9 protein-coding genes and 2 tRNA genes are annotated in these 12,792 nt (G+C 26.8%); 3 read left to right on the forward strand and 8 right to left on the reverse strand.

All coding sequences use genetic code 11. The features are described from left to right. A tRNA-Arg gene (locus ABUA17_RS08935) sits at nt 1-74 on the reverse strand. 71 nt (nt 75-145) lie between these two features. Further along, a tRNA-Gly gene (locus ABUA17_RS08940) sits at nt 146-219 on the reverse strand. A gap of 148 nt (nt 220-367) precedes the next feature. Between ABUA17_RS08940 and ABUA17_RS08945 the strand changes: the two genes are divergently transcribed. Further along, complete coding sequence (locus ABUA17_RS08945) at nt 368-1,285, forward strand: aldo/keto reductase (RefSeq protein WP_042402776.1); 918 nt, start codon at nt 368-370, stop codon at nt 1,283-1,285. Nucleotides 1,286-1,470: 185 nt separating this feature from the next. After that, on the forward strand, nt 1,471-2,643 hold the full coding sequence (locus tag ABUA17_RS08950) for an MFS transporter (protein WP_042402778.1): 1,173 nt from the start codon (nt 1,471-1,473) through the stop codon (nt 2,641-2,643). A 58-nt stretch (nt 2,644-2,701) separates the two neighbouring features. Here ABUA17_RS08950 and clpB read toward each other — a convergent pair whose 3' ends face one another. Continuing rightward, nucleotides 2,702-5,302, reverse strand: coding sequence for an ATP-dependent chaperone ClpB (gene clpB / locus ABUA17_RS08955; RefSeq protein WP_042402780.1), 2,601 nt, complete (start codon nt 5,300-5,302; stop codon nt 2,702-2,704). A 225-nt stretch (nt 5,303-5,527) separates the two neighbouring features. Between clpB and ABUA17_RS08960 the strand changes: the two genes are divergently transcribed. After that, nucleotides 5,528-7,594: a helix-turn-helix domain-containing protein gene (locus ABUA17_RS08960; protein WP_055291215.1), complete on the forward strand. Its 2,067-nt coding sequence runs from the start codon at nt 5,528-5,530 to the stop codon at nt 7,592-7,594. Between the two features lie 344 nt (nt 7,595-7,938). Here the strand turns inward: ABUA17_RS08960 and ABUA17_RS08965 are convergent, their stop codons facing one another. The 5 genes from ABUA17_RS08965 to ABUA17_RS08985 all read right to left on the reverse strand — a co-directional run bounded on the left by ABUA17_RS08965 (nt 7,939) and on the right by ABUA17_RS08985 (nt 12,658). After that, nucleotides 7,939-9,201, reverse strand: a complete 1,263-nt coding sequence (locus tag ABUA17_RS08965) for a helix-turn-helix domain-containing protein (protein WP_154820552.1) — start codon at nt 9,199-9,201, stop codon at nt 7,939-7,941. Nucleotides 9,202-9,214: 13 nt separating this feature from the next. After that, nucleotides 9,215-10,516: a helix-turn-helix domain-containing protein gene (locus ABUA17_RS08970; protein WP_042400621.1), complete on the reverse strand. Its 1,302-nt coding sequence runs from the start codon at nt 10,514-10,516 to the stop codon at nt 9,215-9,217. A 172-nt stretch (nt 10,517-10,688) separates the two neighbouring features. Beyond that, nucleotides 10,689-10,871 (reverse strand): YtxH domain-containing protein, encoded by a 183-nt coding sequence (locus ABUA17_RS08975; RefSeq protein WP_154820551.1) that lies wholly within the window; start codon nt 10,869-10,871, stop codon nt 10,689-10,691. A gap of 117 nt (nt 10,872-10,988) precedes the next feature. After that, on the reverse strand, nt 10,989-11,612 hold the full coding sequence (locus ABUA17_RS08980) for a ribonuclease H1 domain-containing protein (protein WP_042400625.1): 624 nt from the start codon (nt 11,610-11,612) through the stop codon (nt 10,989-10,991). An 86-nt stretch (nt 11,613-11,698) separates the two neighbouring features. Then, entirely contained in the window at nt 11,699-12,658 is a 960-nt protein-coding gene (locus ABUA17_RS08985) for a YkvA family protein (protein WP_042400627.1), read from the reverse strand. Between the last annotated feature and the right edge of the window lie 134 nt (nt 12,659-12,792).

The raw sequence follows: 12,792 nt of genomic DNA on the forward strand, positions 1-12,792 counted from the left end.
TGCGTGTTAAGAGATTCGAACTCCTGGCCCACGCCTTAGAAGGGCGTTGCTCTATCCAGCTGAGCTAAACACGCAAAATGAAAATCTAAATCTTTGATTTAGCTATTTGAATTTTTCAGCATAGCTGATTTTTATTCAAATATAATGGAGCGGGTAGTGGGAATCGAACCCACCTTTCCAGCTTGGAAGGCTGGAGTATTACCGATATACGATACCCGCGCATCGACTACGTTGTTTAGTATATTATGTTTGTCGACGTTTGTCAACATTATTTTTGAAAATTTTTTAATATCTTTTTTAATAGACTAGTAATTATTGAAAATGGTATAATGTAAATGATTAACTAATAGATTGAGAGGATTATACTATGAAAGAAATAATTATGGCAAATGGTAATTTAAAAGCATCTGAAATTGGATTAGGGTGTATGAGAATTGCAAACTTAGAAAAAAACACTGTAAATAATTTAATTAATACAGCTTTAGATTGTGGAATTAACTTTTTTGATCATGCTGATATTTATGGTAAAGGAAAATCTGAAGAAATATTTAGTGAAGCTATATCTTTAACCCCTTCATTAAGAGAAAAGATGATTATACAATCAAAGTGTTCAATTAGACCTGGTATGTACGACTTTTCTAAAGAATATATTATCAATTCTGTAGATGGAATTTTAAAAAGACTAAATACTGAATATTTAGATATATTATTACTACACAGACCTGATACTTTGATGGAACCTGAAGAAGTAAATGAAGCCTTTGAAAAACTATATAAAGAAGGTAAAGTTAGAAATTTTGGTGTTAGTAACCATAATTCAATGCAAATAGAGTTATTAAATAAATATTTAACTAATAAAATTACTATAAATCAACTTCAATTTAGTATTATGCATACTGGAATTATTGATTCTGGATTAAATGTTAATATGAAGAATTCAGCTTCAATTGATAGAGATGGATCTATTTTAGAATATTGCCGTCTAAAAGATATAAATATTCAAGCTTGGTCACCTTATCAATACGGATTCTTTGAAGGAGTTTTTATAGATAATCCAAAATTCCCTGTTCTTAATAAAAAGCTTAATGAATTAGCTGAAAAATACAATGTTAGTTCAACAGCAATCGCTACTGCATGGATTCTTAGACATCCAGCCAAAATACAAACTATTGTTGGAACAACTAGCGAAAATAGATTAAAGGATATATGTACTGCTTCAAATGTGGTTTTATCTAGACAGGAATGGTATGATATTTATCTTGCAGCTGGCAATGAATTACCTTAACCTTTAAATTATTTTTTCCATTTTACAATATTTTTTATTACAAGTGTACATCTTTTTTTAGATTTTACACTTGTTTTTTTATGGTTTTTTATTATATTAAAAACATTTGATTTTCTTAATTTTAAATATATACTATAAGAATATGAAAAATTTTATCATTTAAATCAATAACTTAAGGAGGAATAATGAAAACAAAAAATAAATCATTAATTTTTATTATAGTTTTAACTATATTTAGTTCACTTACATTTAACATGGCTCATCCAGTTACCCCTATGTTCATAAATAAACTTGGATTACCAACATTTATGTTTGGATTATTCTTTGCAACAATGTCTATAGGAAATTTTATTGGTTCACCATTTTGGGGTTCTTTATCTGATAAAAAAGGAAGAATTAAATTCTTAATATTAGGTGCACTAGGCTATGGTATTAGTCAGCTTGGATTTGGTTTTAATACAAATCCTTTTATAATACTTATATTTAGATTTACAGGTGGATTTTTTGTAGTTAGTTATTTAACTACTTCTATGGCTTATTTAACTGATGTAACAACAAAAGAAAATAGAGTAAAATATATTACATACTATTCCGCTGCCAATACAATAGGCTCAGCCATGGGTTCATTATTAGGTGGTGTAATTGGTAATAACAACTTTAAATATACTTTTTTTACACAATTTATACTTTGTGTAATTTTAGGCATTTTAGTTTTCTTGCTTTTAGAGGAACCACTTAAAGAAAAAATAAGTATTTCTAATTCTTTAAAACATGAAAAAGTAAATTATAGTCAATTTCTAAATAAGAATTTAATTATCATGCTCATAATTATAATAGCATTTTACTTTGCATCAACTAGCTATAATTCAAGCATTAATTATTATATAGAAGATGTTCTAAAATTATCCCCAACATTTATAGGTGGATTTATGGCATTTACAGGAGTATTAGGCTTTATTATAAACTTAATATTTACTCCATTACTTGCAAAATTTTTCAAAGAAATAAATATATTTAAAGTTATTACTTTTTGCATTAGTATATCTTTAGCACTTATGGTTATATCAAATAATGTTATTTTATTCTTAACTTGTGCAGTTATATTTACATCCTTTGCTAGCATTCATATTCCTTTACAACAAAGTATAATAACTAAACTTTCTAAAGGTAATTACGGTTCACTCATGGGAATTTTCAACTCCTCAAAAGCTGTAGGACAAGTAACTGGTTCTTTACTTGCAGGATTTATATTTGATTTAGGAAACAAATTACCTTTCCTTATTTCATCAATAATAATTTTAATTTCATTTATTATTTTACTTCCTTTATGTTCTAGAACTATTACAGAAAAGAATTAATTTGAATAATTAACAAAGGCTATGCCATTTTTATTATGACATAGCCTTTTAATTTATATTATTCAGATTTAATTATTATCTCATCATCAACCCCATCAATAGTAACATGTGAACCATAATTAATTTCTCCAGCAATGATTAATCTTGCAAGCTTATTTTCTAAAGTATTTTGAATATATCTCTTAAGTGGTCTTGCTCCATATACTGGATCATAACCTTCAACTGCTAATATATGCTTAGCAGCCGGTGTAATATCTAATGATATATTTCTATCTTTTAACCTGTTGGCAACTTCATTAACAAAGATATCAATAATCTTAGTAATTCCATTTTCAGATAATGGCTTAAACATAATAATATCATCAACTCTGTTTAAGAATTCTGGTTTGAATCTCATTTTCATCTCATTCATTACTTGATCTCTGATTTGTGGTTCAATACCATCCTCATCTTTATTTTCAAGTAAGTAACTGCTTCCTATATTAGAAGTCATAATTATTATTGTATTTTTAAAATCTACAGTCTTACCTTTGTTATCTGTAAGTCTACCATCATCAAGTATTTGTAAGAACATATTAAATACATCTTCATGTGCTTTTTCTATTTCATCAAATAATATTACACTATAAGGTTTTCTTCTAACAGCTTCTGTTAATTGACCACCTTCTTCATATCCAACATATCCTGGAGGCGCTCCAACTAATCTAGATACAGAATGCTTCTCCATATATTCAGACATATCAATTCTTATAATATTTTCTTCTGAATCAAATAGGTTTCTTGCTAAAGTTTTTGCAAGTTCTGTTTTACCAACTCCTGTAGGACCTAAGAAAATAAATGAACCTATTGGTCTATTAATATCTTTAAGACCTGCCCTTGCTCTTAAAATTGATGAAGTAACAGATTTAATAGCTTCTTCTTGCCCTATTACTCTCTTTTCCATTTCAGATTCAAGCCTTAATAATTTTTCTCTTTCTCCTTCAAGTAAATTAGATACTGGAATTCCAGTCCATTTAGATAAAACTTGTGAAACTTCTTCTTCAGTAACCTCTTCTTTTAATAAAGCACCTTCATAGTTTTCTTTTACTTCTACTTCCATTTGATTAATAGCTGCTTCAAGACTTGGAATTTCACCATATTGAATTTCTGCAGCTTTGTTGTAATCATATTGTCTTTGAGCTGCTTCTAAATTACCTCTTGCTTCATCAAGCTTACCTTTTAATTCTTTTAATTTTAGAATAGCACCTTTTTCTCTATCAAACTTAGCTGTCATTTCATCATTTTTAGCCTTTAACTCTGAATATTCCTTTTCTAGTGCTTCTAATTTCTTTTTAGAACCCTCATCTTTTTCTCTTGTTAAAGCTTCTTTCTCAATTTCTAACTGTACTATTCTTCTTCTTATAGCATCAAGTTCTGCTGGTAATGAATCTATTTCAGTTCTTATCATAGCCCCAGCTTCATCAATAAGATCGATTGCCTTATCTGGTAAATATCTATCTTGAATATATCTATCTGAAAGTTTAGCAGCTGCAACTATTGCAGAATCATGAATTCTAATTCCATGATGAATCTCAAATCTTTCCTTTAATCCTCTTAAAATTGAAATTGCATCTTCAACTGATGGTTCATCAACAATAACAGGTTGGAATCTTCTTTCAAGTGCTTTATCTTTTTCAATATATTGTCTATATTCATCAAAAGTTGTAGCACCAATACAATGCAATTCTCCTCTTGCAAGTAAAGGCTTAATTAAATTACCTGCATCCATTGCGCCATCTGTTTTACCTGCTCCAACAATAGTATGAATTTCATCTATAAATAATATAATCTTTCCTTCACTATTTTGGACTTCCTTTAATACAGCCTTTAATCTTTCTTCAAATTCTCCTCTATATTTAGCTCCTGCTATAAGTGAACCCATATCTAATGAGAAAATAATTTTATCTTTTAAACCTTCCGGTACATCTCCTCTTACTATTCTTTCAGCTAATCCTTCTACTATAGCAGTTTTACCTACTCCTGGTTCACCAATTAAAACTGGATTATTTTTAGTTCTTCTTGAAAGAATTCTAATAGTTCTTCTTATTTCTTCATCTCTTCCTATTACAGGATCTAATTTATGCTTTTTAGCAAGCTCTACTAAATTTGTACCATACTTTGCAAGCGCATCATAAGTTCCTTCTGGATCTTGAGTATCAACTTTTTGACTTCCTCTAACTTCCGATAAAACCTTCATGAAATTATCTTTATTTATATTATATTTATTTAAAATTTGTTTAGCAGGTCCGCTTTTATCAACATCCATTATTGCTAATATTAAATGTTCTACACTAATATAAGAATCTCCAAACTTTTTAGCTAACTCATCTGCTTTTACAAGTACTTCATCAACTTGTCTTGTTATATAAACTCCAGAGCTATTTGCTCCTTCTCCCATAACTTTTGGCATTTTATCTAAAGCATTTTTTATATCAACCCTCATCATCTTCACATTAATTCCCATTTTAGTGAAAATATTAGGTATTAATCCGTCATCAGCCTCTACTAATGCAGCAAATAAATGAATTACATCAATTTGTTGATGACTATATTTTACTGCTATTAAATTTGCATCATTTAGTGCTTGTTGTACTCTTAATGTCATTCTTTCAACATTCATTTATAATCACCTCTTATTAGTATTCTTAACTTTAATTTTATTTTAATACAAAAGTCAAAGAAAGTCAAAGTAAATTTGATTATTTTTTTTAATAATTTTTCCTATACTAATTATAACTTATTTTCCTCTAATTATACCTTATTACTATTTCTTTTTTTGTTTTTATTGGAACTTATTGTTATAATAATTACAGAATTAATTTATAAGAAATTTGAGGTGGAACTTTTGAGAAGAGAATATATAAACTATCCTTTTGATTTACCAATAAAAATCTCCTACTTAAATATAAAGAACTATCCAACTCACTGGCATAATTCTATTGAGATTATATATGTTTTGAAGGGTTCATTACATATAAAAATAGATACTGACTCTTTTGTGCTTAACGAAAAGGAAGTGGAAATTATAAATTCAGATGAGTCACATGAAATAAAAAGCGATGATGATAATAAAGTTTTAATTTTTAATATAGATCCGTACTTTTTTGGTAAATATTATAAAGATATAAATAATGTATTTTTTTATACAAATTCTAATGCTAATGAAAATCAAAATGGCGAGGAATACGATGAATTAAAAACACTTCTTTCAGAAACGCTTTGTGAATATGTACAAAAACTTGAAGATTACGATGAGGAAATAGAAGAACTACTAATAAAATTACTTTATCATCTTATTAATAATTTTCATTATCTAACACATGAAAAAGAGGAGCTTAAAGAAAAGACAGAACAATTAGATAGGTATCATAGAATATCTAAATATATATTTAATAACTACAACAATAATATAACCTTACAAGAAATTGCAAAGAAAGAATTTTTAAGTCCACATTATCTTTCTCATGAAATCAAATATGCAACCGGTTATAGCTTTACAGATTTAATTAACTTAACAAGAATAGAAGAATCTATCAAGTTATTATTAGATAGTGATATGAGTATATCAGAAATTTCAGATGAAATAGGATTTTCTCATGTTCGTTATTACAATAAAAATTTTAAATCTTATTATGGGTGTACTCCTCTTCAATATAGAAAGAAAAATGCAACTACTGAAAAGCAATACGAAGCATCTAAACAATATACGGAACTTTCATTAGCCGACGCTTTAGATTCATTATCATATTGTTTAGATAATTATAGCAGATTTAACTTTGAAAATAAGTTGTGGAATATTCACGTAGACATGGATAAAGTTATTAAACCTTTAGAAAAAAACTTTAAAGAGTGTATCAACTTAGGCGAATCATTTGACTTACTTATAGAAGATAATAAAGATATATTAGAAGAAATTCAAGAAGAAATTCATTTTGAATATGGAAGACTTGAAAAAATGTTCCATAGTGATATGGGAGTATTTTTAGACTCAGATTTTTATAACTGGAATAAAGCTAAAGGTGTTTTAGACTTTTTATCAACAATTTCTCTTAAGCCTTTAATTTTACTAGATAACCTTGAATACTCTTTAGAAAAATATAAAAATATACTAAGTAGTTTTATTGATTATTTTAACGAATTAGATATAGTGGATATAAATGAATTTAAATTTCAATTTGATTCCCGCTTATCATCTTCTATAAAAGAAAATCTAAGAGAGTTTATAACTATTAACTATGAACTAGATGTAGCTACTACTGATTTTTCTTCTAGTTCACACTTAAACTCTATATATGATACTGCCTATATGTTACCTTATATTATTCACAATATGCTTTTCAAAGGTAATTCACTAAGTTTTTTAAAGGCATTTGATGTTTTAGAAAAGGAAATCAATATTACTAACGAGGTATTTATTGGTGCTCCTGGGATAGTAAATGATATGGGAATTAGAAAACCCTCTTACTATGCTTATTATCTTTTCAGTAAACTTGGCAATGATATAATTTCTTTAGATGATGGCTATATAGTAACTAAAGCTGACAACTATTATGCAATTTTATTATATTCTCACAATGATGATGTTAACACTTTAGCAAGTTATGAAAATATTTACCAAAAAAGTGGAGTAAAAAAATCATTTGAGAGAAAATATTCACTTAATATAGTTAATATTAAAAGCTCTTCAAGGATAATAACTTATGAAGTTAATGAAACAACAGGCTCTTCTTATAATTACTGGCTTTCTATGGGCTCTCCTGATAGACTTAGTAAGGAAGAAAAAGAAATACTTCATAAAGCTTCCTATCCTAAAATAGAATTTAAATATTCAAAGAAAAGTTCAGTTTTAAATGTTATAACCGAACTAAAAGGATATGGTGCTAAACTAATTGTACTTAAAAATACTAAATAATGTACTAAAAACACCTTTTTTAGGTGTTTTTATGCTTTTAAAGAAAATTTCCTTTTCTTCATTTAACACTTATTGTACAAAATCTAAAGCATTACCGTGAATACAATATTTATTTTTTTGCTATATACTAATAATATAAAGTTTAAAGCAAAGGGGCGTTTTTTTTATGAGGGGACTATTTTTTAATCCATCTTTATTAAATAACACTAAAACAAAGTGGTCATTTTGGATATGGATGTCAAACCTTTTACATCATGACAACTAAATAATTATTATGAGCTCTATAAGTTTAATATATAAATATAAAAATAAGAGGGAGAAAAATATTTTTCTCCCTCTTATTTTTATAACTTTTTCTCTAACTGTATTGCTAAAGTGAAATATTTTATTGAGTCTTTTAACTCATTTAAATTATAATATAACTCAGCCATTTCATTATATCTTATATATCTTTCCTCATTATTAGCAAATCTTAATAAAAAATCTGTTGCTAAATTCATGTACATTTCAGCTTGAATATATTCATGTCTTTTCTGATGCACCATGCCTTTAAAATAATATGCTTTTTCTATTAACTTTTCATCATCTATATTAATAGCTAAATCTAGTGCTTCATCAGTATATTTAAATGCTTCATCAAATTGCCCATTTTTATATAAAGTTGATATAGCTTGTATTAAGAACTCTCCACATCCACGTTTTTCAGCTCTAGGATATATTTTAACAGCCTCTCTTATTTCCTCCATAGCTTTATCTACTTGATAAACCTTAAAATAAATTTCACCATTTTTTTCTTTAAATCTTGCCAATTCAATAGAATCATTCTTTTTATATTGAAGCGCCATATTTAAATATTTTTCCGCTTCAACCTTATATAATAATATATTAACAATAGCAAATTCGTGATAATAATCACCTTTATCTTTATCTGTTTTAAATTTCTCAGTATAATTAATTACTTTCTTTAAGCAATCGTATGATTTTTCTATTAAATTGATATTTTTATAACAAATCCCTTCATAAAAACACGCATAAATATACTTATCATTATAACTTAATTCCTCTTTTTCAAAAACATCCCTTATTCTTGAGTAATAACTTATTGCTTCATGATACTCACCTGTTTTCATAAAGAATCTTGCCATATCATTATAATAAATAATAATCTCTTCATTATCTTTAGAGCCTTGATACAGCTCATAATATTTTGATATTATTAGCTGTATTTTCTCTAACTTATTATTTTGTATATATACTTCAAATAAAATATGTATTAGCTCTAATGCTAAATCATTGTAATTATGCTTACATGAATATTCTAAATTATAGCCAATCATTTTATCTAATTTTTCTAAAGAATAATTATTTGTTTTAATATTTTCTATATTTGATTTAATTTGCTCATATACATCTTGGGTTAAATAATTATAATCAATCTGTAACTTTTCAGCAATATACTTAAGTGACTCTTCATCCGCTTTAATTTTACCATTTTCAATGCAACTCATTTTAGAAATAGAAATTCTATCCCTACACAACTCCTTAAGAGTAATGCCCTTATAAACTCTTGCTCTTTTTATTTTTTCTCCTGTTGATAATATCTCCATAGCTACCCCCAGTTTAGTTATTTAGTATGCCTAAATTTCTAAATATTTTAACACCTTCATCTAGGTATTTAGCTGCTTCATAGTCTTTCTTAATCCCTATGTAGTATCTGCCTAAAAGTATAGCTAACTCCGCTGCCCTTTTCTCTAAGCCATTTACTTTAGCTAAATTAAATGTTTCTAATAATACAAGTTCTGCTTCATCTGCCATTTCTTTAATAGTATATACTCTATACCATAATAAATTTTGTTCTATTATCTGTTCAACATCAGTTCCATCTATTAACGTTTTTATTTCTTCTAATACTTCTTCACATTTATCAATTTCTTTGATTTTTATATATCCTTCACAAATATTTATCAATGTTTCTATTACATTAGTATCGTTATTTCTCATACGTATTTCTTTTGCAACATTATAATGTCTAAATGCTTCTTCTATATTATCAAATTCAAAAAATAACTTTCCTAGATTATTTTCAATTGCTGAAATATTTTTTTCTTCTTCTAATTCTCTATATACTTCTAATGTCTTCTTAGAGTATTTTATTGCATTTACTAAGTCACCTTTTTTATTATATTCTTGAGATAATAATAATAATGCTTTTCCATATTCTTCGCGATGTTGAACTTGTTCAAATTTTTGCTTAGCTAAAAACGTATAATCTATCGCCTTTTTTATGTCATCTATTTTAAAATAACTTTCAGCCATTTCATAATAAATTTCACCTAATAAAGAATCATTTCCAATATTATTATCTAAATATACCTTTTCAGCTTGTTTTAAATAACTTGTTGCCGAATGATATGCTTTTAAACTTAAAGTTATCTTCCCCAAATTTAAAAAAGTATTTATTACCTGTTCAAAATTATTTCTCTTAATAAATATTACATTTGCTGATAAATATAATTGTTGTGCTAATACCAATTCATTCTTTGCTTTACATATGTTCGCTCTTAAAAATAAATTTTTTGCTTTCCTATACTCTAAATCATACTTTTCAGCATAATACAATGCATTTTCTATGTATTTTTCAGCACTTATATAGTCCTGATTTAAAATATATGTCTCTGCCATTTGTTCATAATATACACATATCTTCTCTGCCTGAGTTTCTTCTGACTCCATCAAATATTCTACTGATGTCTGTAACGCATTTGCTAAATACTCTAATAAATCCATTGAAGGATTTGATCTTCCTGACTCAACTAAACTAATTTGTCCTGGTGTAATTCTGTCTCCTGCTAAGTCCTTAAGTGTCATTTCTAATTCTTTTCTTCGCCTTTTTATCTTTTCACCTAAAGTAAGTATCTCCATAGCTTTTTTCTTCCTTTATCTACATTTATATTAATTACACATTCATTAATAATTATATTATAACATAAAGAAATCCAAAAAAATATATTTTTTGACTTTTAATTTCAATTATATTTAAAATAACTCAAAAAAACTGTTATAGAATTCTATAACAGTTTTAACCTTTTTTTTATTAGTAAATATAATCTAAAATATTATCGTATGCATCTCCTGCAGCACCCATAATTTTTCTACTTGTCTTTTTTATGTTTCTTTGAGTCTTTCTATCTAGCTCTGGTAAAATCATCATTCCCATTGCTACTCCAAAAACAGTTCCTATTGCTAAACTTTTAATTATTTTTCCCAAAAAAAACACCTCTCTTTTTAATTTCTAAAAGTAGTATGTGTATTTTTATTATAAAATAATCATTTTTTAAAGTATTATAGTCCTTAATTTCGTCAAATAAGTACATATTCCTTAACAATGTAGAAATTATATTATCCCTAAAGCTTCTTTAGCTAATTTATCTGCTAAATCATTATATTTATGTCCACTATGACCCTTTATTTTTTTAAATTTCACATTTATTTCTTTCATCTTATTTTGCATATATTCATTGTATTCTGAAGTTATTCTATTATTTCTTTTCCAAGTTCCTAAAGCCCAGGATTCAACACCTTGATAATCATATGCTATTGTTACTTCTTTAAAATTATTTTTAAGTGCGAATTCAACAGCCATTTTTGCTCCAAGAACTTCTCCTGATACATTTCTTAAAGCAATTGCTTCTTTGTCGAAACCCTCACCTTTATCTTCATAAATAATTTTGCCATCCTGTACAGCAACTAACCCATAAGAGAAATTTCCCTTATCAACAGCAAAACTACCATCAACATAAATAAATAGCCCCTTTTCATCTTCTGTAGCTTCAGCATCATCTTTAAATCCTAACTTCCCATTAGAATTTATAGAAATAAAATTCACCGCTTCTTGTTCCGTTGGAAAACTTTTATATATTGCTCCCTTAAAGCCTATTACTTCTTTTTTACATTCATCCCATGAAGTAAAAATTTTAGGTGCTCCTGACTTACCTCTGTAAACAGCATAATACTTCAAGTTCAATCATCCTTTCTTATTTATTCATATTATATTTTCTATAATTATCAATTTTTATATTTTAATTTAAAAATTAAATATTTTATTTATACTGATAAAACCTCTTCCATAACCCTATAAATACTATCAATATTTTTTGCTCCTGTAAAATTAGTTGCATAATCAATAACGTTTTTCAACACTATTAATATATCATTTTTACCTTGCCAATTTTCTAATACTACATTTAATGGAACATCTGTCATTATAACATTTAATGCAAAAACGCCTATTGCAATATCATCTATTTTCCCTATAAAAGGCACCTTATCTGGAATAATGTCACATGGCACTGCAATGTATGCTACAGCTGCTGATATAACTAACTTTGTTTTCATGCTTACTCTTTTATCTTTAAGTAATCTATATATTAACGCTGCAATATCTGGTAATACAAAGATATAGTCACTATATTTCTTTGCATTATTTGGCAACTTATCTTTTATCTTCTCTCTTCCTTTAGTATACGAATCTTCTGTTTTACTTATATCTTCTTCATTAAACTCTGGTACTTTTTCCTTTTCAAAGTTTAACAATTCGATTTCTTTCTTTAATTCTCCTCCTAAAGAGAATTTAGCATTTCTAAGTTCAACATTAAAAACTCCATAAGCACAATAAATACTATATATATCAAAATCTACATATGGTATATCTTTCAATAAATATTTATATTGAATAATAACCTTTCCTTTATCATAATTAATTCCTACATCACTTAGCGATTTTAATGCAAATTTTAATATTGTCTTTCTTATAAATGAAGGTATTCCTATATTTAATATTTTAAATCCAGTTAACTCCCCATTAATCAATCCATTTTCCATAGAATTCAGCTTAACTTTCACTTCAAAGTTTATTGTTAATCCTTTCGTAAAAGATCCTGAAATTCTTATGTCCTCTTTTACATCAATATTACTAATTTTAATTTCTTTAATCGCTACAAAATCATTATATATACTTATTAAATCTTCTCCTGTTAATCCTACATTTATACTTGAAACATTCATAGCTTGTCTCCCTTCTAACTAAACCTTTTAAACTTGTGCTATTATCTACATAATATTTTTCTATATTTATACATAATATACAGTATACTTTATTTGTTGGTATTTTTAAAGCATGTCTTCATATTCTTGCTATT

Origin of the sequence: Clostridium sp. RTP31139st1_H3_RTP31139_211217, assembly GCF_040227035.1 — a bacterium.
In the GTDB taxonomy this organism is placed as follows: Bacteria; Bacillota; Clostridia; order Clostridiales; family Clostridiaceae; genus Clostridium; species Clostridium saudiense.

Excerpts from the sequence above, each read along its gene's own strand:
- ABUA17_RS08945 (WP_042402776.1), top strand. The coding sequence starts at position 368 with ATGAAAGAAATAATTATGGCAAATGGTAATTTAAAAGCATCTGAAATT.
- ABUA17_RS08970 (WP_042400621.1), bottom strand. The coding sequence starts at position 10,516 with ATGGAGATACTTACTTTAGGTGAAAAGATAAAAAGGCGAAGAAAAGAA.
- ABUA17_RS08965 (WP_154820552.1), bottom strand. The coding sequence starts at position 9,201 with ATGGAGATATTATCAACAGGAGAAAAAATAAAAAGAGCAAGAGTTTAT.
- ABUA17_RS08950 (WP_042402778.1), top strand. The coding sequence starts at position 1,471 with ATGAAAACAAAAAATAAATCATTAATTTTTATTATAGTTTTAACTATA.
- clpB (WP_042402780.1), bottom strand. The coding sequence starts at position 5,302 with ATGAATGTTGAAAGAATGACATTAAGAGTACAACAAGCACTAAATGAT.
- ABUA17_RS08985 (WP_042400627.1), bottom strand. The coding sequence starts at position 12,658 with ATGAATGTTTCAAGTATAAATGTAGGATTAACAGGAGAAGATTTAATA.